The sequence below is a fragment of the Paenisporosarcina sp. NPDC076907 genome (genome assembly GCF_050269735.1).
GTDB lineage: Bacteria > Bacillota > Bacilli > Bacillales_A > Planococcaceae > Paenisporosarcina.
Genome location: NZ_JBNNIX010000001.1, coordinates 25,438 through 48,613, shown reverse-complemented (window position 1 = coordinate 48,613; position 23,176 = coordinate 25,438). Strand labels below are relative to the sequence as shown.

At 38.9% G+C, this 23,176-nt stretch carries 23 protein-coding genes; 3 read left to right on the top strand and 20 right to left on the bottom strand.

Annotated features, from left to right (window positions below; translation table 11 throughout):
- Nucleotides 1-51 precede the first annotated feature (51 nt).
- A complete protein-coding gene (locus ACQKEV_RS00240) occupies nt 52-1,299 on the top strand; it encodes a DUF4153 domain-containing protein (protein ID WP_427442247.1) in 1,248 nt (415 codons plus the stop codon).
- Between the two features lie 253 nt (nt 1,300-1,552).
- Here the strand turns inward: ACQKEV_RS00240 and ACQKEV_RS00235 are convergent, their stop codons facing one another.
- Nucleotides 1,553-2,356 carry a bacteriochlorophyll 4-vinyl reductase gene (locus ACQKEV_RS00235; protein ID WP_427442245.1) on the bottom strand — a complete coding sequence of 268 codons (804 nt, stop codon included), beginning with the start codon at nt 2,354-2,356 and terminating at the stop codon, nt 1,553-1,555.
- A gap of 172 nt (nt 2,357-2,528) precedes the next feature.
- Here ACQKEV_RS00235 and ACQKEV_RS00230 point away from each other — a divergent pair, with 172 nt between their 5' ends.
- On the top strand, nt 2,529-3,296 hold the full coding sequence (locus tag ACQKEV_RS00230; RefSeq protein ID WP_427442243.1) for a DUF4230 domain-containing protein: 768 nt from the start codon (nt 2,529-2,531) through the stop codon (nt 3,294-3,296).
- Between the two features lie 418 nt (nt 3,297-3,714).
- Here the strand turns inward: ACQKEV_RS00230 and rlmH are convergent, their stop codons facing one another.
- The 9 genes from rlmH to ACQKEV_RS00185 form a co-directional block, all read right to left on the bottom strand.
- On the bottom strand, nt 3,715-4,194 hold the full coding sequence (gene rlmH, locus ACQKEV_RS00225; RefSeq protein ID WP_427442241.1) for a 23S rRNA (pseudouridine(1915)-N(3))-methyltransferase RlmH: 480 nt from the start codon (nt 4,192-4,194) through the stop codon (nt 3,715-3,717).
- A gap of 90 nt (nt 4,195-4,284) precedes the next feature.
- Nucleotides 4,285-4,449: a CxxH/CxxC protein gene (locus tag ACQKEV_RS00220; RefSeq protein WP_427442239.1), complete on the bottom strand. Its 165-nt coding sequence runs from the start codon at nt 4,447-4,449 to the stop codon at nt 4,285-4,287.
- Between the two features lie 202 nt (nt 4,450-4,651).
- Nucleotides 4,652-5,878, bottom strand: coding sequence for a S1C family serine protease (locus tag ACQKEV_RS00215; protein ID WP_427442238.1), 1,227 nt, complete (start codon nt 5,876-5,878; stop codon nt 4,652-4,654).
- A 145-nt stretch (nt 5,879-6,023) separates the two neighbouring features.
- Nucleotides 6,024-6,812 (bottom strand): MBL fold metallo-hydrolase, encoded by a 789-nt coding sequence (locus ACQKEV_RS00210; RefSeq protein ID WP_427442236.1) that lies wholly within the window; start codon nt 6,810-6,812, stop codon nt 6,024-6,026.
- Nucleotides 6,813-6,824: 12 nt separating this feature from the next.
- Nucleotides 6,825-7,637, bottom strand: a complete 813-nt coding sequence (locus ACQKEV_RS00205; RefSeq protein WP_427442234.1) for a two-component system regulatory protein YycI — start codon at nt 7,635-7,637, stop codon at nt 6,825-6,827.
- Nucleotides 7,624-8,955 (bottom strand): YycH family regulatory protein, encoded by a 1,332-nt coding sequence (locus ACQKEV_RS00200; protein WP_427442232.1) that lies wholly within the window; start codon nt 8,953-8,955, stop codon nt 7,624-7,626. The genes ACQKEV_RS00205 and ACQKEV_RS00200 overlap by 14 nt, the downstream gene beginning before the upstream one ends.
- Nucleotides 8,946-10,769, bottom strand: coding sequence for a cell wall metabolism sensor histidine kinase WalK (gene walK / locus ACQKEV_RS00195; protein WP_427442230.1), 1,824 nt, complete (start codon nt 10,767-10,769; stop codon nt 8,946-8,948). The genes ACQKEV_RS00200 and walK overlap by 10 nt, the downstream gene beginning before the upstream one ends.
- Nucleotides 10,770-10,774: 5 nt before the next feature.
- Complete coding sequence (yycF, locus tag ACQKEV_RS00190; protein WP_269927451.1) at nt 10,775-11,482, bottom strand: response regulator YycF; 708 nt, start codon at nt 11,480-11,482, stop codon at nt 10,775-10,777.
- 228 nt (nt 11,483-11,710) lie between these two features.
- Entirely contained in the window at nt 11,711-13,186 is a 1,476-nt protein-coding gene (locus ACQKEV_RS00185) for a peptidoglycan DD-metalloendopeptidase family protein (RefSeq protein ID WP_427442228.1), read from the bottom strand.
- A gap of 354 nt (nt 13,187-13,540) precedes the next feature.
- Here ACQKEV_RS00185 and ACQKEV_RS00180 point away from each other — a divergent pair, with 354 nt between their 5' ends.
- Complete coding sequence (locus ACQKEV_RS00180) at nt 13,541-14,446, top strand: YitT family protein (RefSeq protein WP_427442226.1); 906 nt, start codon at nt 13,541-13,543, stop codon at nt 14,444-14,446.
- Between the two features lie 56 nt (nt 14,447-14,502).
- Here ACQKEV_RS00180 and ACQKEV_RS00175 read toward each other — a convergent pair whose 3' ends face one another.
- From ACQKEV_RS00175 to rpsF, 10 genes are all read right to left on the bottom strand, one after another.
- Nucleotides 14,503-15,069, bottom strand: a complete 567-nt coding sequence (locus tag ACQKEV_RS00175; RefSeq protein ID WP_427442224.1) for a hypothetical protein — start codon at nt 15,067-15,069, stop codon at nt 14,503-14,505.
- Nucleotides 15,059-15,271, bottom strand: a complete 213-nt coding sequence (locus ACQKEV_RS00170) for a hypothetical protein (protein ID WP_427442222.1) — start codon at nt 15,269-15,271, stop codon at nt 15,059-15,061. The genes ACQKEV_RS00175 and ACQKEV_RS00170 overlap by 11 nt, the downstream gene beginning before the upstream one ends.
- Nucleotides 15,272-15,339: 68 nt before the next feature.
- A complete protein-coding gene (locus ACQKEV_RS00165) occupies nt 15,340-16,626 on the bottom strand; it encodes an adenylosuccinate synthase (protein ID WP_424472859.1) in 1,287 nt (428 codons plus the stop codon).
- Nucleotides 16,627-16,925: 299 nt separating this feature from the next.
- The gene (gene dnaB / locus ACQKEV_RS00160) at nt 16,926-18,287 is read right to left on the bottom strand and encodes a replicative DNA helicase (RefSeq protein WP_269927456.1); all 1,362 of its coding nucleotides are present in this window, start codon (nt 18,285-18,287) and stop codon (nt 16,926-16,928) included.
- A 12-nt stretch (nt 18,288-18,299) separates the two neighbouring features.
- On the bottom strand, nt 18,300-18,749 hold the full coding sequence (gene rplI, locus ACQKEV_RS00155) for a 50S ribosomal protein L9 (RefSeq protein ID WP_427442220.1): 450 nt from the start codon (nt 18,747-18,749) through the stop codon (nt 18,300-18,302).
- A complete protein-coding gene (locus ACQKEV_RS00150) occupies nt 18,746-20,722 on the bottom strand; it encodes a DHH family phosphoesterase (RefSeq protein WP_427442218.1) in 1,977 nt (658 codons plus the stop codon). The genes rplI and ACQKEV_RS00150 overlap by 4 nt, the downstream gene beginning before the upstream one ends.
- A 12-nt stretch (nt 20,723-20,734) precedes the next feature.
- Nucleotides 20,735-21,676, bottom strand: coding sequence for a YybS family protein (locus tag ACQKEV_RS00145; protein ID WP_427442216.1), 942 nt, complete (start codon nt 21,674-21,676; stop codon nt 20,735-20,737).
- 246 nt (nt 21,677-21,922) lie between these two features.
- Nucleotides 21,923-22,159, bottom strand: a complete 237-nt coding sequence (rpsR, locus tag ACQKEV_RS00140) for a 30S ribosomal protein S18 (RefSeq protein WP_016428921.1) — start codon at nt 22,157-22,159, stop codon at nt 21,923-21,925.
- A gap of 67 nt (nt 22,160-22,226) precedes the next feature.
- A complete protein-coding gene (gene ssb, locus ACQKEV_RS00135) occupies nt 22,227-22,733 on the bottom strand; it encodes a single-stranded DNA-binding protein (RefSeq protein WP_016428922.1) in 507 nt (168 codons plus the stop codon).
- A gap of 56 nt (nt 22,734-22,789) precedes the next feature.
- Nucleotides 22,790-23,080, bottom strand: coding sequence for a 30S ribosomal protein S6 (gene rpsF, locus ACQKEV_RS00130; protein ID WP_016428923.1), 291 nt, complete (start codon nt 23,078-23,080; stop codon nt 22,790-22,792).
- Between the last annotated feature and the right edge of the window lie 96 nt (nt 23,081-23,176).

Genomic DNA, 23,176 nt, shown 5'->3' with positions numbered 1-23,176 from the left:
TCATGGAGGAAAGCAGGACTTAATATGACAATTATTAGAGGAGGTAAAACCTTGGACATTGACAATATGATTATTGAAAATATCGCAGATCCCAATGAGCTGGAAAGATTGTTTAGAGAAGACCCAAAAGCTTTTAAAAAGGCATTTTCACACGCTTTGGAACAAAACCCTGATTCACCGGTTCTTGCCGTTTGGTATGAAAGATTGCATTTCAAGGAGGCGGTTAATACAGAAAAAGCCTTCTTGTTTCAAAAAGATTTCTTATTCATGGGCATTTTAGCAATTCTGGCCGGGATAAGCACCAGGATTATATTCCATTTTGTCGAACTGCAAGCAATTGCCCCAATTAACCTTGCTTTTGGGGTACTCCCCTTTATTGCAGCTTATTTTGTATATAAGAACCCCCCCAAAAAAAGTGTTCTTTACTGCCTTGCAGTGTTGTTCCTAATCTCTGGGTTTTATCTTAATATGCTGCCCTTAAATTATAAAGACAGTATTATACTTGCTTATTTACATCTTCCCATTTTCTTATGTGGATTGGTTGGTCTTGCATTTACAGGAAATCAATATGGCAAAGGCAACACCAGATTAGCCTATCTTAAATTTAATTTAAATTTCTTCATACTCTACGCCAGTATGGCAATTAGCGGGATGCTGCTAGCAGCAGTCACCATGCAGTTATTTAGCTTTGTCGGATTAGATATAGAAGAATTTTATTTTAGAAATATCGTTTTATTTGGTGCTGCTGCTATCGCTATCGTGACTGCATACCTGGTATCAAGGAATCTTAAACTTGCTAAAAATATTGCACCGCATATAGCTAAAATTTTTAGTCCACTAGTCTTGGCAACATTGTTAGTCTATCTTATAACAGTTATTTGGCTCGAAAAAAATCCATTCTTGGACCGCAATTTCCTAATAGCCTTCAATGGTATACTCCTTGGTGTGTTGGTCGTCACCATATTTTCCATTACCGAAAGCGGCTCAGACGAGAAAAAGAACATTTCTGATTATATAAATTTCTCCTTAATTGTTCTTGCTCTTATTATTGACAGTGTAGCTTTATCAGCAATAGTGTTCAGACTTTCTTCTTATGGTATTACACCCAACAGGCTTGCTGTTTTAGGCGTAAACATACTTATTTGGGCCAATCTAATTTGGATTATGCTTTCCTATATGCGTTTTCTACAAAACAAAACCGGACCTTCCACTATCCAAGATGCCGTTACTAAGTATTTGCCGGTCTACGGAATTTGGGCAGCTTTCGTAACATTTACTTTTCCTATAATTTTTAATTAGAAAAGCTCTGTTTATGTAACGGGATCTTTTCTCTCTTACTCATGAATCTACACAAGCCAAGAATATCAAGTAATTTATATAAATTACTTGATATTCTTGGCTTGTTATTTTTTATTTCTATAAGGACTCACTTACTTAAGATAAGGTTCTCCGTATTATCTCTAAGTGAGGTTTTATTAAAGTAATTCTATTTATTGATTAAAAAAACTTACCTGGTTGGGTAAGTTTAATAATTGATTTTTTATCACATACCCTATATTATTTCTTCAAATTCCACATCAATAATCTCTGGATTGTTTTGCTTCAGTTCTTCAAAACTTTGTATTATTTCCTCTGGTGTAAGATCGATATTTTCTTCCAAAGCTTTTGCAAGTCGATTTCCCATTTTGGTCATGGATGCATACGTCAATCCTCCAGACACAAAACCTCCAGCAACTGGTATGGCTTTTGAAACTCCTTTTGCAAAAGATCCCTTTGTAATCTTAATTCCAATGAACCCCAATGTCTTTTTAATGATTGGATAATAGATTGTATTCATTAAAGCTTTGTTTGGAATCTTTTTTAATGCTTGTTTCGATAGCTGCGAAGACAATGCTTTAATCGTTGCTGTCGCTCCACCTACGCCAAACATCACACCTAAAAATAAGATTAAATCACCGCTTACTTTTTCCTCATTCAATTCCTCGCCATCCCAAAAATCTTCATAACCGAAAATATAGCCTAGCTCTTGAGAAAGTAGTAAGGCCATGGCAAAAAATTGCGCTGTATCGGCTGGAATGGTAGCGGCCATCGCCAAACCACCAGGTATACCTGAAACAAACGAAATACTTGAACTTTTCATCGTGCGATCCGCTATCACTTTTTTGGCGACTTTATTTATTATCTTTTTATCAATATTGGCATCTACAGGACCAGTTTTGATGATTTCGGATAATTCATCTGGCGATACATATTTCATAAAGCTTTTTGCTAAAAATTCATTTCGATTCACTTTTACTCCGGGTATCTTAACAGCATTAGTTAATAAGACTTCAAGTACTGTAGATTCATTCGACATAATGGCCACCTCTAGTAAAATAGTTTTACCTATCATACCATGAAAATTGCAAATATTATCCATTCGATGTACTTAATACGATTCTTTATGCTATTCTTTAATTACTTCCTCAAATGAGAGTATCTTACATAAATTTTTCAGCTTTATCATATCAAATAGAAAGGGTGAAATTATGGATATTAATGAAGAAATTTTGAAAGCAAAAGACGAAAGAATTGCGCGACTCGAGAAGATGATCATCGATTTAACGGAAGCTAAACAACAAAATGCTGCAACTATTGCAGAACCTTATAACTCAAGAACATTTTCCACATCGAAAAGTAAATTTAATTTTTTCACAATTGTCAGTAGCTTAAAAGCCTTTTTTATACTTCTCCTATTACTCGTCATCATTGGTGGAGGAATTTGGCTATATCAAATGAATAAACCTAAACAAAGCTCTGAAACATTCCTTAAAAATGTACAGGAACTGTCGAAATTAGCAACCGCTGAAATTTATACGGACACGGTCTTGCAAACAGAAGATAATAAGGTTTTTGGAAAAAATATCCCACTTAATATTTTAGGAACGAAACGAGAAGTCATGTTCGTTGTACCTGCATCCGTTATTGCTGGTGTAGATTTGAAAAAAGTTACTTCTGATGACATGGTTATTAATAAAGAGACAAATGAGATTAAGATTACCCTTCCTCACGCAGAACTTATTCAAAAACCATCCATAGATGTAGCTAAAATTCGTTACATCGTAAATGGTAGTATTTTTAATGGGGAACTAGATCAAGATGAAGTGATTGATTTTGTCGCAAATGCGCAAAAGCAAATCAGTAAAGAAGTTACTTCTGATGGGTTATTAACAACCGCAGAGGTTAACGCTGAAAAAGTTTTAACGGAATTTTTTAAGAATATGGATTTCACCGTACATATCACATTTGAGGAATAAAAAATTTTTTATTCCTGATCCAGCTTGAATCAAAGTAAAACAGCACCATCCTAAAAATTGGAGGGTGCTGTTTTTGTCTATATGAAAACTATAACTCATCCTTTGAACAACTTATGAATGTCATCATATAATATTATTTTGGAAAATAACCTTATTCGAGTTTATTATTGGTCCACATCAGACAAGTATCGGTTCAATGCTTTAAAATTGCTGCTTCTGTTACAGAACTTCAAAATACTAGAAACTTCCACTCATTTCATAGCAACAAAATCCTTCTTTGAAAAATAGAGAAAGGTATAAATGAGCATAATAAAATTGACCTTCTTCACTATTTGCAGCTAATTATTTCCGAACCCAAACATTTATAAAATTGAACTCTTATTCACATATAGAAATAGTGCCCTTCCAAAATCCTCAATTACTTATGATAAGGTTCCCCTTTAATAATACGAAAAGCCCGATACACCTGCTCCACCAATACTAACTTCATCAATTGGTGTGGCAAGGTCATTTTTGAGAATGACAGCTTTTCATCTGATCGCTTCATTACGTCTTCATGCAGACCGAGTGACCCTCCGATGACAAAGGCGATTTTGCTGCGACCGTATGTCATGAGTGACTGCAAATCGTCTGCCAGTTGTTCAGACGATTTCATTTTTCCTTCGATTGCTAAAGCGATGACATACGTATCCGCTCCGATTTTTGACAAAATGCGTTCGCCTTCTTTTTTCTTGACGATTTCCATGTCGGCATCACTTAAATTTTCAGGTGCTTTTTCGTCTGGCACTTCAATCAAATCTATTTTTGCGTAACTTCCCAATCGTTTTGTGTATTCTTCAATCCCCAATTTTAAATATTTTTCTTTTAACTTCCCTACGGATATTATTGTGATATTCACAGGTTATCCACCTTTACACTTTATTTACAAACACGCTATCCACAGAAGTTATACACATATCCACAAGGTAAAACTATATGTAGTAGGCAATCATTCGTTCGCTACTAAATATATTGCAGAGACCTCGCAGTAATCGCAATTTGTGGATATCTTTTCTTCTTCTGTGAGTTCCGTTAAAATTGGAAAGGTATTTTGCTCAGCTACAAACATGTCCAATGCATGATCTATATGGGTTTGGCAGCATTTAATTTTCATTTTTCTTCATCCTTTCGATTTTCAAATAATTCACTAAGTTATACACAATTCACACAACTTTATCCACAATCTATTTTAACAAACAAAAAGCGAGTAGGAAAGGCAGGCATTCGCACCTTCTACTCGCTGTGTAAATGTTTTGTGAATAAAGAATTGTTATCCACAATTCTTTTTCTTCATCCACAAGCTAAATGAAACGATTTTATAACGCTGAATTGTCAGCTAATGTTAAGGTAACTTCCAGCATTTGACCTTTGCGATACACTTTCAATTTCAAATCGTCACCGATTTCTTTTTCATTATATAAGTGTTTGCGTAAATCAATCATGTTCTCGATTTTTTCTCCATCCATCTCAACAATTACATCATATTGTTTTAATTCAGCTTTATCTGCTGCTGATTCTTCTACTACTTCATCAATGACCACTCCTGTTGAAACTTCTTCCGGTAAACGGAGCGTATCTCGTTGGTGGTAAGCAGAAACGTTTGTCACATCGACTAATGTTACACCCATTGACGGACGTTTCATTTCTCCGTATTGTTCGAGGTCTTCAATGACTGGAATGGCAGAATTAATTGGAATCGCAAGTCCAATTCCTTCAACTGTTTCTTGGGAAATTTTCATGGAATTAATTCCGATTAATTGACCTGCTAAATTCACAAGTGCACCACCGCTATTTCCCGGATTGATGGCAGCATCCGTTTGCAATACTTCAGCTTGCCAATCAATTTGGTTATCGCCATTTAAATCAACAGGAATTGCACGGTCTTTACCAGAAACAACTCCTGTTGTCACCGATCCCGAAAAATCAAGACCAAGTGGATTCCCGATTGCAATAACCGTTTCCCCTTGTTTCAACGAATCTGAATTTCCAAATTCCGCGACTGTGGTTACTTTCGAAGCATCCATTTCAAGGACGGCCAAGTCTGTCCAAATATCAGTCCCCAGTAGTTTTGCTTCTACTTTTACTCCATCTGACAATGTCACTTCGATTTGATTCGCACCTTCAATCACATGGTTGTTGGTAACTACGTATGCTTTATCACCGGATTTTTTATAGATAACACCTGAACCTGTTCCCGCCTCTTGTCCTTCATTTGAAGGTCTTAAAAAATCAGACGTAGATTGAATATTCGTCACGCTAACAACAGCGTTCGCTGCCTTGTCGACTGCAGTTGTGACATCTGTCGTTATATCCGCAGTTAATTGTTGAGTAGTTGAAGACACAGCTGACGAACCGTTCCCACTAGATTCGTTTCCACCAGGTATCATGCCAACAAGTGAAGGAAGCATCAGCCAAACGATTAATGCCCCAATCATAACCCCGATCAGTCCACTGAAAAAGTAGCCACCTTTACTTCCTCTTCTTATAATCCGGGTCTGTTGTTCTTTATGTGGATCCGTTGGTATTTGATCATAGTATCCCATAGATGATCTCCCTTTCTGTTATTCGATATCTTTACTTTACCCTCCCAACATTAAAATTAGATGAAAATGAATTTAAAACTTGCTCAAAATTAAGAAAAGTAAAGTGTTATTCCCTAAAAAAGAAAAACCTCCACAGATGTGGAGGTTAGACCGTTACTAATTCGGTTGCTTTATTGGCATCAGTATCAAAGAGATTTAAATATTCACCGGTAACAATGCCGCACGATTCAAGTGTTTGGGTAACACTCATACGCGCAAGATCTTTCATATTATTATCTTTACTTAAATGTGAAAGATAGATCCGCGTTGGTTTTTCTTCAACTACTTCACTCATTGCAACAGCAGCATCTTCATTGGACACATGTCCAACATCACTTAAAATGCGACGCTTAATGGACCAAGGGTAACGACCCATTTGTAACATTCCGACGTCATGATTGCTTTCGAACACAAATGAATCTGCACCCTTAATATAACCTTTCATGCGGTCACTTACGTATCCGGTATCCGTAATTAATACCAGTTTACGTCCATTTTCATGAAAGACGTAAAACATTGGGTCTGCAGCGTCATGGGATACAGCAAACGATTGAATATCTAGGGAGCCGAACGTTTTCACGGTTTCCATATCGAAATGAAAACGTTGCTCGAGCGGAATGTTTCCGACTAGATGTTCCATTGCCATCCAAGTCTTAGCATTGGCATATATGGGTACTTTATATTTTCGGGCAAGAATCCCAATCCCTTTTATGTGATCACTATGTTCATGCGTAACCAAAATTCCGCTTAAGTTTTTCATACTGCGGTCAACAGAGGCGAACAACTCCTCCATTTTACGTCCACTCAGACCAGCATCCACTAAAAATGAATGTTCCTCGTTTTCAACGTAAATGGCATTTCCGCTACTGCCGCTTGCTAGAACACTAAAACGCATGATGAAAACTCCTTATTCTTCTATTTCCTCGGACTCTTTGTTAAATTCGATAATCTTACCTTCTACTGCATTTACAAAATAGTCTTCTTTAGTACCATCTTGTAATTCTACACGAACTCGCCAAGTCGGTGCAAATACTTGCGTTTCTGTCAGTTGAACGAGCGTTGAATAGCCTAAACTGATTTTTGTAATCGTGGAGTTTGGTTTCAATAAATTACGTTGGTACAATACTTCCACTGCACGTTCATCTGGCAATAAGTCTTCGGTCTGCTCAAAATCATCATCCAATTCTTCAAAAGCGGTTTGCTCATATTTAAATACTTCATTTTCTTCATTCCAATAAATTGTGAGCAGTGCATTTTGATTAAAGAAGATTTGACGATCATTAATTGTTTGAAAGAACACGGCTTTTTTTCCCTCAAGATCGACATCAAATAATTCATAAGACATGCCTTCAAACACATGCTTATTAACAAAATCCTTGAAGGTTGTCGGTTCATCCAAATTTAGCAAAGCTACGGGTTTCTCCAATGTCGCAACTAGTTCCGTACGATCAAAAATCTCATATTTTTGATTGTCCATTGGTTTTAATTCCTCAGGGGAATAGACACGAACGTTTCCAGAGACATATGATTCTTTTAGTGTATTGTCTGGTGCGCTTTCATATCGAATATTATCAGCTTGGAGCCGTTCTTCAATTGTTGTTTCACCAAGTATTTCAACCTTCTGGGCTTCCTGGTAACGATCCACATAAAGCGAATACAAAAAGACGTTTAATATTGAGAACACGATAATGAAGATGGTTTTGGTTTTATTCCAATCCAAACTTCCCACCTCCTAAAACGTCAGATGAAATGCGAGACCACTGATTGTTTGATAAATAAAACCACGACGGTTCCAATATCAGTAATCGCTGATCATTATCGCGTGTTAAGTAATAACCAGTCGTAATCTCATCGACATTGTTAAAATCAAGTTCGTTGACGTTTTTCATAACACGGGAAGCTTTCTCACCTGAAGGTAAAGTCGAAATCACTGTATCAAATGGCAATGATAAATCAAGAGTATAGTAAGGTCTCCAATAGCGATAAATGCCTGGATCGCCCCAAAATGCAGTGATTTTTGTAGATGTTTCATCACTAAAAACGGGATAACCCAATAAATACAATTGATAATCTATTTGTTGATTTTCCGGGTTGATGCTGGCAAAACGAAATTCATCTGTCCAGCCACCGTGTTCATTAACAAAATCCAAACTATCAAATACCAATTTGGAAGGAACCGCAGGCACAAATGTCTCCGCAGATGGATTTACAAAACTTAATGTACGTTCAAGTAAATTCACATTCATCAATGATGTACCATCTGAATATTCTTCATTTGTGGCACCAACTGGACTTTGGCGAATCAAGTTCGGGTCACTGAATAGTGCTTCCCTAAAACGATTGGTATCGATTTCTTTCAAGTAATACGTATAACGGATACTCTCAACATCTTGAGCTGATACAAATAATGAAGACTTGCCTTTGCGTTGAATTTCAGTGAATTTCGCAAATTCAGCCGTAGGCGATACAATTTTTTGCTTCAGTACATTCATATCGACATTGCCAGCAATTGCTGAATACAATGTTTTGGATTTCGAACTGGCAAAATAAATTTTCAGTTCTCCGTTTTCGGTCCGATTCCAATCAACAATCAAGCGATCAAATCCATTTTCAGGCGGGTTTGTAATCGAAAATGGCAATATGATATCATACACCGGAAATGGCACATCATCCGGGAAAAACAATGTATAGCGATCAGGTGTATGAATCAATTCATTTAAATCTACAGCGTTTAAATTGTTGCTCTCTAAAGTCAGATCACTAATCTCCCAATTTTTCATAACATTAACTACGCGTTCCAAATCAAATGGAGACATCGACCCCGTCATGTTGTCTTCCCGACTTGCAATCATTTTGTAAGGTTTGATTACATCATCTACTCGCTGTTGTTCAGCAATTGATATATTAAGTACTGGCGCATGTTGAATCGTCTTATAGGTAGGTGTATAGGTCCATATCGTAAACGTCAATAACACACTTAATACAACTAACAAGGTGAGGACAATTGATTTTATTTGCTCTACATACTTCAATCCCATTCACCTGCCTCATCTAACTCAAATGGCAACGTAAAGAATATCGTTGTACCGTGTCCTTCTTCACTCTCTGCCCAAATGGCTCCACCATGAGCTTCAATCATTTCCCGGGCAATGGCGAGCCCAAGTCCCGAGCCTCCCATTGACCTTGCACGTGCGCGGTCCACACGATAGAAACGGTCAAAAATCCGCTCTACATTTTCACTTGGAATCCCCATACCATCATCTGATACCATGACTTTTAAAAATCCTTCTTGAACGATAATACCAAAGCGGATGTTGCCGCCGTCTGGCGAATATTTCAAGGCATTCGAAATGATATTATCAATGACTTGCGTTAATTTATCAGCGTCAATTTCCACGAAGAATTGTGAATCTGGCAATAAACGTTGGAAATGAACTTGCTGGGATTTTGACATTTCAAAACGATCGATGATTCGGTTGAAGAATTTATTAAACTCAACGAATTCTTTATTCAAATCGTAATCTCGGCTATCCATTTTAGATAACTGCAGCAGGTCATTAACCAAACGAATCATACGCTCAGTTTCTGTCTGGGTAACATTTAGGAATGACGGTGCTAAATCCTTGTCCCGCCACGCACCATCCGCTAATGCTTCTAAATAACTCCGCATCGTTGTTAATGGTGTGCGAAGTTCGTGGGATACGTTTGCTACGAATTCACGACGCTCCATATCAATTTTCTCTTGTTCGGTATTGTCATGTAGAACTGTGATTAAGCCGTTAACGAATCCTGTTTCTTTTTGAATGACTGAGAAATTCGCTCTTAAGATATAAGGACGTTCAGGTGAACTGAAGTCCAAATTAATGGATTCTTTCATATGAATTAAGTCTTCAAATGTATATTGTGCTTCAATTCCCAAAACGGATGGAATAGGACGATGTAACACTAAATCTCTTGAAACTCTCAATAGTCTAAGTGCAGGATCATTGATTAAAATGATGCGACCTTTTCGATCTGTCGCTATTACGCCATCCGTCATATTCGAAAGGACTGAAGCCAGTTTGCGGCGTTCACCTTCCGTAGTCGACTGTGCTTCTTGCAAACGATTTGTCAAATGGTTGAAAGCAATCGCCAGTTGTCCGATTTCATCATTCCCGTAAACTCGTACTTTGCGGGAGAAGTTCCCTTTTGCCATAGCTTGAGCTTGTCTGCGCATATCGGAAATCGGTCGTGTAATTGTCTGGGCGATCAATATCCCCAATATAATCGTGATGGCAAGCGACATTGCGGTACCACCAGCAAGAATGCGATTAATTTCATTCATTTGCTCAAAAACAGTTTCAATATTTGATTCCAAGTAAATCGTACCTAGTATTTCGCCTTGATCTGTAATCGGTGAAGCGAGAACCCATATACGATCGCCTTTTTGCGGATCCAATGAAATGGAATTTTCCGGTGTTTCAGAAGAGATAGAGCGACGGACAATCGGATCTGTTGAACGTTGGCCGACAATAGATTGATTCGTTGTTTCAGATGTAGCTAAAATACGGAAATTAGGATCTATTACTCTGATTTCATTGATATCTTCCGAACGAATACTGAAGAGAACAGAACGTAAACTTTGCTCTAAAGTGAAATCTTCTTCTCCACGCTTCTTGATAATTTCTTCACGCACACTAAACTCCACCAAATCCACGCGTTCTTCAATGGATTTAGTGAAGCTGTCTTTAAGCGTATTTTCTAACTCACGTGCAAAATATAATCCGATGATTTGCATTGCCAAAATAATAAGCAAAATGTAAACAAGGACGATTTTGACGTGAATCGATTTAAAAAAGCCTACCTTTTGCATTCTGTCTACTCCTGTTCAGGATTACGCAAATAATACCCTACGCCGCGGCGAGTCACAATCCATGCAGGGTGACTTGGGTTATCCTCAATTTTTTCACGCAGGCGACGAATAGTTACGTCTACAGTTCGAACATCTCCAAAATAATCATATCCCCAAACAGTTTGTAGCAAATGTTCACGTGTCATCACTTGTCCGATATGTTTCGCCAAGTAATGCAGTAATTCAAATTCCCGATGAGTCAGTTCAATCGACTCGTCCCGTTTCAACACTAAGTACGCATCTGGCTGGATAATTAATGAGCCTACCATAATATCATTTGAAGCCTCTTCTGCATCTTCAGATTGAACTGTTTGATGGCGACGCATATTGGCTTTCACGCGAGCAATCAATTCACGTGTGCTGAATGGTTTGGTTACATAATCGTCTGCACCTAGTTCCAAACCAAGTACTTTATCAATTTCTGAGTCTTTGGCCGTCAGCATAATAATAGGAAAATCATATTTTTTACGAATCTCACGACAAACTTCCATACCATCACGATTTGGTAACATAATATCTAATAACATCAGATCAGGCTTAATTTCTTCTGCCTTTGCTAAAGCTTCATCTCCGTCATAAGCACAAACGACGTTGTAGCCTTCTTTTTTTAAATTAAACTGTAGAATGTCCGCAATCGGTTTCTCGTCATCTACTACTAATATTGTTTTACTCATTCTTCGTCATCCTCTCTCTTGCCATCTATCTATATGAATATGAATTGACCTCTTTATACTACTTACTCTATCACGGTTTACCCTGTTGCGCACCTATGGGCTAAAGGAATCGGTGTGGTGAATATTTCCCGGGCAATATTTCGACAAGATTATTTAGAAAATACCACTACCTTGTCGATGTATATAAAAAAAAGGCCAATTCTGTCGAATTGACCGGTTAAGAGGATATTATCTCTTTAAAAATTTAAGAGGATTCACATTAACTCCATTATGTTCCACTTCGAAGTGCAAATGTGTTCCTGTAGATCTTCCAGTTGAACCCATCACACCTATTTTTGAGCCGACAGGAACAGTTTGTCCCACATTGACATTAATTGATGCTAAATGAGCATATGTTGTTTCATAACCATTTTTATGGTCGATGACCACTTTGTTACCGAATGTTCCGTCTGCTCCAGCGAACTTCACAACACCGTTATCAGCAGCTTTTATCGCAAAACCACTTGGTCTTGCAATATCAATTCCGCGGTGCATTCGTCCCCATCGTTGACCCATCTCACTCGATATGTAGCCACCTTCTGCTGGCCATGCGAACTTCCCTGACCCACGAGATGGTACGACTTTAATACCTTTTAAGACAATACTATTTTTCACGTCTTTTACAACCGCTTCATTTTTAATTGATTTACCCACGAGTGTGCCGTTTTGCTCTCGGATTTCGTATGTCAGTTCTTTGGCGCCGTTGCTGCCTTCTTGAATGACTTTAGAATCACCTTTAAGCATGTCTTTTGATTCGCGTACTTGGTTTTCAAATTGAACAGCTTCTGTCACTTTTTTCTCTCGCACAACTTCAATGTTTACTAGAGGTTTTAAGGATGTTACTTTCAATTTCTCTCCTATTTGAAGAGAGCTATTTTCATTTAATCCTTTGTTCAGCTTTGACAACTCTGCTGTAGTCAAATTGTGTGTTGCTGCTATTTTGCTGAACACGTCACCCGATTGTACAGTATATGTTTTCTCTTCCACTGCACCTTTTTGAAGACTTTTCACTGCTTGATCCACAGTTAAGATTTTTTCTGGTTTTGTTTGTTTCGTTACTCCAGAAATCGATTCTTTAATATTAATATCCAAAATTCGTGTTTCATTGTTCTTCAATGGTGGTAAAGAATCAGTAGAATCTTTTCGAGCTTCCAATTCGGTGAGTTCTTTTTCAGTAACAGTTTGAAGTTTGAGTTTGCGCACAACTTCATGATACGATTCCAAGTCTTTGACGTAGACGGCAATCTCGTCATTAACGGACAATGCAAATGCATCTGCTGCGACAGTTACTAACTTGTCTAGCTTGTCTAATGTTTTCGCATCATTTGTTTCTGAATTAAAAACTTGTTCTGAGACAATGGATAAATTTGATCCACTTAGATTGAGATCATCGTACTGGGAGCTTGACTCAGTAATCTTTTCGTTTACAAGCTCTTTTACTGCTTTTTCATCTGAAACCGTACCTACATATTCGCCACTAGCATATATATGAAAAATTTCCTGCAATTGACTTCCCTCATTGTCTTTTGCAAAACCGATATTAAATGTAAAACTTGAAGCAAGCACTGCTGTTATGGCTGCTTTTTTCATTATATTTGATGTGCGGTTTGGCTTGCGGTCGGATGAAATCTTCTTCCCATCACCAGTATTCCTTTTCAAATGCATGATAAAGCCCCTCTCAAAATTTCATCCGTAAAACGAATGGTTCTTTTATTGTGAAAAATTTCACGCCCCTTTAATTTAACACATCCTATTTCGTACTGGTAAAGAAATGGCATAATGTAAAGAAAATGACTCATTCCTACCATCAATTGCATTTAATTGTCTGTATTTGTAAATTAAAATAGCCTTTTCTCTTAAATTATTCGAAAATTCCACTTTTAAATTCTACCTTTATACCCTCTTCATTCTTTTTTAAAGTAGATTTTTGTCATTTGCTCCCCCTCAGGTTGACTTTCTACCTGTAAAATCCGAATTAGGGTATAATTAGTGTATATAATGCGAAAAGAGGTTTTCCACTTGACTGATGAACAACTCCAGCGACAAGTAATTCCAAAACCCTCCTCTTCACATCGAAGGGCATCAAAAGCCGTCATCGCTAAACGTATTATCATGATTATTGTCGGTGCCGTATTTATGGCTATGGGTATTGAATTATTCCTCGTTCCCAATCAATTATTAGATGGTGGAATTGTAGGTATTTCCATCATTTTGTCTCATTTAACAGATCTTCAAATCGGACTATTTATCTTCCTTTTGAATATTCCTTTCTTTTTTATCGGTTATAAACAAATTGGTAAAACATTCGCTTTGTCTACTGTTTTAGGAATTACGGTTCTTTCAATATGTACATACTTTTTACATCCTGTTGCCCGTTTTACAGATGACTTACTACTTGCTACTGTTTTTGGTGGCATCGTGCTCGGCATTGGCGTAGGTCTTGTCATCCGATACGGTGGATCATTAGATGGAACGGAAATATTGGCCATTTTGTTCAGCACGAAATCTGCTTTCTCTGTTGGGGAAATCATCATGTTCTTCAACTTAATGATCTTTACTATTGCAGGTTTTGTATTTACGTGGGAACAAGCCATGTATTCTGTACTCGCTTATTTCATTGCTTATAAGACAATTGATATTGTCATTCAAGGCATGGATGAATCAAAATCGGTCTACATCATTAGTGATTTCGTTGATGAAGTCGGCGAAGCCATTATGGATCGTCTCGGACGTGGCGTCACTTATTTACATGGTGAAGGCGCCTACACTGGCGATGATAAAAAAATCATTTTTACCGTCATTACCCGTTTGGAAGAAGCCAAATTAAAAACGATTGTAGAAGATATTGATACACAAGCATTTGTGGCCATTGGCAATATAGCCGAAGTACGTGGCGGTCGATTTAAGAAACGCAATATCCACTAATAACAAAAATGCGTTGCCCAATAGTATACGGGCAACGCATTTTTAATTGTGTGATTCTATTGGATATCCCTTACCGGAAACGTCTTTTGCAGAGTACGGAGATGGACGATAAAGGCGATATGTACAGCCAATGTTAGCACAATAGTAGCCACCAAAATTGATGACTGGACACCCTGTTTCATATGGATTAAAAAGGGCTGAATAAATGCAGAACTCAGTGAAATAGCCATATAAACTATCATTAATTTTCTTGTGCGATTTGGTTTTTCAGCAGTTTCAATTGGATAATCCACTTCATGTATCAGCATCCGAAACACGAAATAAATTAAAATTAAGTTTGTTACCGTAACGCTCAAGCCATATGCGACCCAACCTGTGCTATTAATTTGCATTGGATTAAGTAATTGACCTGATAAAAAAAGAGTTGGAATAGACAAAGCCATCAAGAGATACGCCGTTATTTCTGCTCTTAATGCGTTTGGTTGCCTTGCGCCCAGTTGATGAATACCTGATGCAATCATCATATACCCTATTGGATCAGGGAGAATATCGAAATTATGAATATCAATCAACACCAACAAAAAACCGCCAATCATATACTTGAATGCTCTTCTATGTGCCATCATTCACCTCATTCTTCATCAGGTTCTTTAAGTCTTCATCTGTCAGCTGTGGTATATGAAGCAAGGAAAAGAACGACGTGAAAGGCTGCCCAACAGCCGTTTGCCCTTCCCATGCAACAAACGCATCGATAGCTAAGACGCAATGATTGCTAGTAGTGCCCCCCAAAACCAAAACTTCTTCATTTCCCACCTCAAATCGCATGAAAATTCACATTACTTCTACATACGAAAAAAGAACGGGAAAAGTTTCCTTTTCCCGTTCAGTAATATTTAGCGCCAAACGCTCGCAATGATATTTGTTTGATTCCGATCTGGTCCTACAGAGAAAATCGAAATTGGTACACCAGTTAATTGTGAAATGCGTTCCAGATAGTGTCTCGCATTTTCCGGAAGTTCATCAAGCGATTTACAAGATGTCACATCTTCACTCCAGCCTGGCAATTCTTCGTAAACAGGTTCACAGTCAGCCAGCATACGTAAGTTCGCTGGATATTCTGTAATTAATTCCCCGTTGTAACGGTAAGCTGTACAAATCTTAACTGTTTCTAAGCCAGTCAAAACATCAATCGAGTTGACGGTTAAATCTGTTAATCCGCTCACACGACGTGCATGACGTACGACCACACTGTCAAACCAACCAATGCGACGTGGACGACCAGTTGTAGTACCATATTCTTTACCGACTTCACGAATTTGGTTCCCGACTTCGTCAAACAATTCCGTTGGGAACGGACCGTCTCCAACACGTGAAGTATAAGCTTTACATACTCCAACTACGTGGTGAATTTTCGTTGGACCAACGCCAGCACCGATTGTAACGCCACCAGCTACTGGATTTGAAGAAGTTACAAATGGATAAGTACCTTGGTCGATATCAAGCATAACGCCTTGTGCGCCTTCGAACAATACGCGGCGACCTTCATCAAGTGCATCGTTCAATACTTTAGATGTATCCGTTACGTACTTCGCAATTTCTTGCCCGTAACCGTAATACTCTTCAAGAATTTCTTCTTTTGTAAAACCTTCTGTTTCATAGAACTTATCGAATAAACGATTTTTCTCTTCTAAATTACGTTCGAGTTTCTCTTCAAATACTTCCTTATCAAGTAAGTCCGCCATACGAATCCCTACACGTGCTGCTTTGTCCATGTAAGCCGGTCCAATACCTTTACCTGTAGTTCCGATCTTGTTGGCACCACGACGAGCTTCTTCCACTTCGTCTTGCTTCAAGTGGTAAGGCAAAATGACGTGTGCGCGGTTAGAAATACGTAAGTTTTCTGTCGTTACCCCACGGTCATGTAATCCTTTTAACTCTTTCACTAATGCTTTCGGATCGACAACCATACCGTTACCGATTACTGAAATTTTGTCTTTATAAAAAATACCTGATGGAATCAAATGAAGCTTATACGTTTCGCCACCAAAAATAATGGTGTGTCCTGCATTATTCCCACCTTGATAACGTGCAATTACTTCTGAATTCTCGGATAGGAAGTCGGTAATTTTCCCTTTACCTTCGTCTCCCCATTGTGTTCCTACTACTACAACTGATGTCATAATCAGCACCTCCGTCAGACGCTATCACGCGTCCTGAATCAAACAGTGTTATTGTATCAACCGAAACCAGTTAAGTCAACCAAAAACAAGAAAAAACACGAACGGAAAAATGTTTTCAGACATTTATCGTTCGTGTTTTTGCATCAATCACAATGTAGAGATATTTGTTGCTACGCATTTCTTTGTGTCTAGCTCCAAGCGCTAGCTCGCACCTAAGCTTCAGGCCCTCATGCGAAAGCAGGCTTTCGATTCGGCCCTTCCAGCGTCGGTGTCGAGCTTGAGTAGCGCTTTCCGCTTTTCTAGTAATCCGGGGTTGGTTGTTGGTGCTGGCTCCAGTCAATGTTAACGAATTTGTTAAATTCTTTTACGAAAGCCAGGGTCACCGTCCCTGTCGGACCATTACGTTGTTTTGCGATGATGATTTCAATCATGTTTTGATTCTCGGTTTCTTTATCGTAGTAATCCTCACGATATAGGAACGAGACAATATCGGCATCTTGCTCAATACTTCCTGATTCACGTAAATCGGACATCATCGGACGCTTGTCCTGACGTTGCTCTACACCACGGGAAAGCTGTGACAAGGCGATAACCGGCACTTGGAGCTCACGTGCAAGGGATTTTAATGAACGGGAAATTTCCGAGACTTCTTGCTGACGATTCTCTTTCCCATTCCCGCTTCCTACAATCAGTTGCAAGTAATCAATCAAAATCATGCCAAGTCCATACTCTTGTTTTAACCGACGGCACTTCGATCGGATTTCGTTAATTCGAATACCCGGTGTATCGTCAATAAAAATACCTGCGTTGGATAAACTCCCCATCGCCATTGTTAGTTTGCGCCAATCTTCAGCAGTTAATGCACCTGTACGTAAAACTTGGGCATCAATATTTCCTTCCGCACAAAGCATACGCATGACCAGTTGCTCTGCACCCATCTCCAAACTGAAGATGGCTACGTTTTCTTCTGTCTTCGTTGCCACATTTTGCGCTACATTCAGGGCAAACGCTGTTTTACCAACAGAAGGACGTGCTGCTACTATAATTAAATCGTTCCGTTGGAAACCGGCTGTAATGCGGTCTAAGTCACGGAAACCTGTAGGGACACCCGTAATGTCACCTTTACGAGAATGTAGAAGTTCAATATTGTCATACGTTTGGACAAGCACATCTTTAATGTGTCTGAAATCCCCCGCATTTTTACGATTGGAAACTTCCATCATTTTCTTTTCGGCTTCTGACAGCAAGGCTTCGACTTCATCCTCACGGGTAAAGCCGTCTTCAACGATATTGGTTGCTACTCGAATCAATCGTCGCAGTAATGCTTTTTCTTCAACAATCCGCGCATAGTGCGCGATATTGGCAGCAGTTGGTACTGAATTTGCAATTTCCGTTAAATACGAAAGTCCGCCAACATCTTCAAGTTCTTTCTTAGATGCCAACTCTTCCGTCACTGTTACAACGTCAATCGGTTTACCTTGGTCGCTGAGGCGGTTCATCGTTTGGAAAATCTTCTGATGTGCCACGCGATAAAAGTCTTCGTATTGCAGTATTTCTGCAGCCGTAATGAGCGCTTGAGGCTCTAAAAAGATTGCCCCGATCACGGACTGCTCGGCTTCTTGGTTGTGAGGGGGTATCCGGTCCATCATGGGCTCGCTCATTGACGTCTCTCCTTACGCTTCTTCTGTTACGTGTACTTTCAATGTTGCTGTTACTTCTTGATGTAATTTTACTGGAATATTTGTAAAGCCAAGTCCACGAATGGCATCGTCTAATTCCATTTTGCGTTTATCGATTTTAATTCCTGTTGTTTTCTGAAGTTGTTCCGCAACTTGTTTCGTTGTAATCGAACCAAACAAACGGCCGCCTTCACCTGATTTTGCTTTTAGTTCAACTGTAATTTGCTCTAATTTCTCTTTTAACTTTTTCGCTTCTTCATGCACTTGCTCCGCATGTTTATCTTCTTTACGTTTTTGACCATCTAATGCGCTGATTGTCGCTTGATTCGCTTCAGTCGCTAAATTGTTTTTCAGTAAAAAATTATGTGCATAGCCATCTGCTACATTTTTGATTTCGCCTTTTTTCCCTTTGCCTTTAACATCTTTTAAGAAAATTACTTTCATGTTGGTTGGCCTCCTTCGACAATTTCAATAATTGATAATTTTAGTTGTTCAATAGCACTTTCAATCTCCCCATCACGAATCTGACAAGCAGCATTGGTCAAATGACCACCGCCACCGAGCTTTTCCATAATTAACTGGACATTGATTTCACCTAGAGAACGAGCACTGATGCCTATGTCTCCATTGTTCTTTTTAGCAACTACAAACGAGGCTGATACACCCTTCATCGTTAGTAGAATATCTGCGGTCTGTGCAATGAGGACTTGGCTATAAAGATTTGATTCTTCCCCATGCGCGATCGCGATGCCTTCGCGGAAAAATTCAACCGTTTGGACGATTTTTGAGCGTTCTATATAAGTTTCAATATCTTCTTTCAGTAAGCGTTGAACCAGCACGGTGTCTGCGCCGTTTGTACGTAAATACGAGGCTGCTTCAAACGTTCGTGCTCCTGTTCGAAGGGTAAAGCTCTTCGTATCAACAATGATACCGGCAAGCATCGCGGTTGCTTCAAGCATCGTTATTTTATCATGTTTCGGTTGGTACTCGAGCAATTCTGTTACAAGCTCTGCTGTCGATGATGCATATGGCTCCATGTAAACAAGCATTGTATTCGAAATAAATTCTTCTCCGCGGCGATGGTGATCGATCACCACTACTTTTTCAGCACGATTCAACAGTTTCTCATCAATGACCATGCTCGGTTTATGTGTATCCACAACAACCAGCAATGTACGATCGGTTAATTTGGATAATGCTTCTTCAGGTGAAATAAAGCGTTCAAATAGTTGTGGCTTGTTTTTCACTTCTTCCATCAACCTGGTTACACTTTGGTCGAGTCCATCAAAGTCCACTACGACATAGCCATTGATTTGATTCATCTCTGCCATTTTACGTACCCCGATAGAAGCACCAATGGCATCCATATCAGGCAATTGATGCCCCATGACAAATACTTGGTCACTATCTTGAATTAAATCACGCAACGCATGTGAAATAACGCGTGCCCTGACTCTCGTTCGTTTCTCGACAGGGTTCGTTTTCCCACCGTAAAACTTCACTTTTCCACTTGGTTGTTTAATGGCTACTTGATCTCCGCCACGTCCCAGTACCAAATCGAGACTTGACTGTGCAAGTTCGCCAAGTTCAACTAATGAGGATGATCCAGCACCAACACCAATACTGAGTGTTAACGCCAAATTTAATTTGGATGTTGCTTCTCTTATATCATCCAAAATGGCAAACTTCGTTTTTTCAAGCTCCAGTAAAATGGATTCATTCAATACAGCAAGGAATCGGTCGGAAGAAATCCGTTTAACGTATATGCCATGGCCCGCTCCCCAATTATTGACGAGAGACGTTACCAAACTATTTAACTGACTGCGCGTTTGGTCGTCCATTCCCTGTGCCAGCTCATCGTAATTATCAATGAACAACACACCAATTACGCTGCGATCTGAATAGTACAGCGTCTCGATTTCTGTTTGCTCGGTAATATCAAAGAAATAAAGAAGTTTTTCTTCTTGTTTGTAAAACACTTTAAATTTCTTCCCTGACAAACTGATTGTCTGTTCTTTATTATCTTCTTGCTTTACAAGTGAATGAAATTCATCTGACAGCGTAAACAGCTCTTCGCCAATAAGTGAATCAAACTCAAGCTCTCTCGACATGTATGGGTTCGCCCATTCAATGGTCCAATGTTCATTGACCAATAATATTCCGATGGGCATTTCGAGCAATGCTTCTTCCCCTACCCGTTTCATCCGGTAAGAGAGTGTTTCAATATGTTTTTCGGTCTCTTCGTATAAACGCTTCTCCATTTGCCAGCCAATGACCAGGACAACAAGGAATAGAGCAGCAAGAACACTACCTATCCAAATTTGCCAGTATAGGAGCAAAAGCGTGCTTATCAAGCCGAGCAATGATAGAAAAAATAAAGGGACACGAATCGGTCTTTTTCTAAAGAATGCTGACATTTGTTCAGCTCCTTACTTTCTGTTCTTGTCTTTGACATATGAACGAATATTGAAACCTAAATCGAATACACCTAAAAGTAACGTAAACGATTGTAAAGGAAATGCTAAAATAGTTCCAACAATGGCAATCCATTTTGGCCAGCCTTTTTCATGTATGTAGAAATGAATGAATGATATACCTTGTAAAGTAAGCAATAAACGGATGATCAGAGTTGCGTTGGCAAATACCATAAAGGCATATGTTCCTCGTTCTAAATCCACGAACAAAGTAACAATCATCACAATCATGTAATACCATAATATGGACTTAGGTAGCCGCATGTGTCTCATCGCCGGAAACTTGGGTACTTCTATGCCTAATTTTTTCAAAACCGGAAGCTGAATATTGATGAATACTAACACGAAAGTGAAAACTCCTAGTATGAGTAGAGACGGAAAGACCGTTTCAAACATAAACAAAGCATCCGCTATGGTCTGATCATAATTTTTGGGCAAAGCATTATAACGTTCTAGAAACGCACCCATTTGATCATATTGAGCTTTCGTGTATGCCATCATTTCTTTTACAGGATTAAAATTAAAAACTAGGACTACGATTACATATTCAATAACAATTGTTACAAGTAACACAATGCCAGTAGCCATTAACATAAAGAGCTTACTTTTCTTCAAACGAAGCGTATCTCCTATAATGAGGCCAAGCAAGACATGTATCAGTGCAAATGGAACGGCCAGAAGTCCACCAATAAAATAGGACATCCCTATACAAATTGCAGCCAAGTAAATGGAAGCTGATCGAGTAAATTTGGTACTATACCACGCGATTGGTAGAGCAATAAAGAGCGCGGTAATCAAATTCAAAACAGGCACATAAAAAGAAACAGCCAACAAAATAGAAAACAGCGCAATCATCATTGCACCCAATGTCAGCTGTTTCGTTTGATCATTTGGCATTCAAAATCCTTCCTAACTTAAAAAACATGAATTCATTATCCAATGTCCCAAACCTATACCATTAGTGAATATTAACTACTAATTTAACTGGTCATCTCTCTTTCACTACTTATGAGATTTTTTAGAGAGGAAATGGACAACTTTATCTTCTATTGTATCATGTCGTACAAGATGCAACAAAAGTTCAAAATCAAAGACATTAAAAAAAGACCGGTTTCCCGGTCTTTTGAGCGTTCATAACATTTCTTATCTCTCTTCAGTAGAGAATGGAAGTAATGCCATGATGCGTGATAATTTGATTGCTGAAGTCAGTTTGCGTTGGTATTTCGCGCTTGTTCCAGTAACTCGACGTGGAAGAATTTTTCCGCGTTCTGATACGAACTTTTTAAGCAAATCAACATCTTTATAGTCGATATGCGTAATATTGTTAGACGTGAAATAGCAAACCTTTTTGCGTCTTTTGCCTCCGCGACGTGGTGCCATATCGTTTCGCCTCCTTAGTGTTTGGTTTTATTTTGGTTGTGCATATAAAGTCATTTCGTTTTTCTAATTAGAACGGTAAATCGTCGTCTGATACTTCGATTGGGCCGCTTCCAGAAGAGAAAGGATCTTCATCTACACGTGTATAGTTTTGCTGATTTGGTGATTGATTCTGTTGATAAGATGGATATTGATTGTTTTGGTTTGAACCGCCACCATAAGGTTGTCCTTGTTGTGGACGATCTCCGCCTGAACTATTGCGTGGTTCAAGGAATTGAACACTATCTGCTACGACTTCAGTCGTGTAAACACGCTTTCCATCTTGGCCTTCATAGCTCCCAGTTTGAATACGCCCTTCGACACCTGCCAAACTACCTTTTTTCAGGAAGTTAGCTGTGTTCTCAGCTGGCTTTCTCCAAACAGTACAGTTAATAAAATCCGCTTCCTTTTCACCTGACTGGTTAGAGAATGAACGATTTACAGCTAGTGTAAAACGCGCAACCGCTACGCCACTCGGTGTATAACGAAGCTCCGGATCTTTTGTCAGTCTTCCGACTAATACGACTCGGTTAATCATCAGAATGCAACCTCCCTCGTCTGCAAATTGTTTCGAGTATACTCGAAGTTAAATTCTTATTTATCTTCTACGTTGACAGCTACAAAACGAATAATATCTTCGTTAATGTTAGCAAGACGGATGTATTCATCGATTGCTCTTGAATCAGCGTTTGCTTTCACGATTTGGTAGAAACCTTCGCGGAAGTCATTGATTTCGTAAGCTAAGCGGCGTTTGCCCCACTCTTTAGACTCGATGATTTCAGCACCATTCGTAGTCAAGATTTCGTCGAAACGAGCTGTAAGAGCTTTTTTCGCGTCATCTTCGATTGTTGGTCGAATGATGTACATTAATTCGTACTTTTTCATCTTTTTGCACCTCCTTATGGACTTAGGCCTGACTGTTGACAGTAGGCAAGGAGTAAGTAACGTTCATTACTCACATCAATTGATTGTACCACACAC

Coding starts and splice junctions, on each gene's coding strand:
- ACQKEV_RS00235 (WP_427442245.1), bottom strand. CDS start 2,356: ATGTCGAATGAATCTACAGTACTTGAAGTCTTATTAACTAATGCTGTT.
- ACQKEV_RS00230 (WP_427442243.1), top strand. CDS start 2,529: ATGGATATTAATGAAGAAATTTTGAAAGCAAAAGACGAAAGAATTGCG.
- ACQKEV_RS00220 (WP_427442239.1), bottom strand. CDS start 4,449: ATGAAAATTAAATGCTGCCAAACCCATATAGATCATGCATTGGACATG.
- ACQKEV_RS00215 (WP_427442238.1), bottom strand. CDS start 5,878: ATGGGATACTATGATCAAATACCAACGGATCCACATAAAGAACAACAG.
- ACQKEV_RS00210 (WP_427442236.1), bottom strand. CDS start 6,812: ATGCGTTTTAGTGTTCTAGCAAGCGGCAGTAGCGGAAATGCCATTTAC.
- ACQKEV_RS00200 (WP_427442232.1), bottom strand. CDS start 8,955: ATGGGATTGAAGTATGTAGAGCAAATAAAATCAATTGTCCTCACCTTG.
- walK (WP_427442230.1), bottom strand. CDS start 10,769: ATGCAAAAGGTAGGCTTTTTTAAATCGATTCACGTCAAAATCGTCCTT.
- yycF (WP_269927451.1), bottom strand. CDS start 11,482: ATGAGTAAAACAATATTAGTAGTAGATGACGAGAAACCGATTGCGGAC.
- ACQKEV_RS00185 (WP_427442228.1), bottom strand. CDS start 13,186: ATGCATTTGAAAAGGAATACTGGTGATGGGAAGAAGATTTCATCCGAC.
- ACQKEV_RS00175 (WP_427442224.1), bottom strand. CDS start 15,069: ATGGCACATAGAAGAGCATTCAAGTATATGATTGGCGGTTTTTTGTTG.
- ACQKEV_RS00170 (WP_427442222.1), bottom strand. CDS start 15,271: ATGCGATTTGAGGTGGGAAATGAAGAAGTTTTGGTTTTGGGGGGCACT.
- ACQKEV_RS00165 (WP_424472859.1), bottom strand. CDS start 16,626: ATGACATCAGTTGTAGTAGTAGGAACACAATGGGGAGACGAAGGTAAA.
- dnaB (WP_269927456.1), bottom strand. CDS start 18,287: ATGAGCGAGCCCATGATGGACCGGATACCCCCTCACAACCAAGAAGCC.
- rplI (WP_427442220.1), bottom strand. CDS start 18,749: ATGAAAGTAATTTTCTTAAAAGATGTTAAAGGCAAAGGGAAAAAAGGC.
- ACQKEV_RS00150 (WP_427442218.1), bottom strand. CDS start 20,722: ATGTCAGCATTCTTTAGAAAAAGACCGATTCGTGTCCCTTTATTTTTT.
- ACQKEV_RS00145 (WP_427442216.1), bottom strand. CDS start 21,676: ATGCCAAATGATCAAACGAAACAGCTGACATTGGGTGCAATGATGATT.
- rpsR (WP_016428921.1), bottom strand. CDS start 22,159: ATGGCACCACGTCGCGGAGGCAAAAGACGCAAAAAGGTTTGCTATTTC.
- ssb (WP_016428922.1), bottom strand. CDS start 22,733: ATGATTAACCGAGTCGTATTAGTCGGAAGACTGACAAAAGATCCGGAG.
- rpsF (WP_016428923.1), bottom strand. CDS start 23,080: ATGAAAAAGTACGAATTAATGTACATCATTCGACCAACAATCGAAGAT.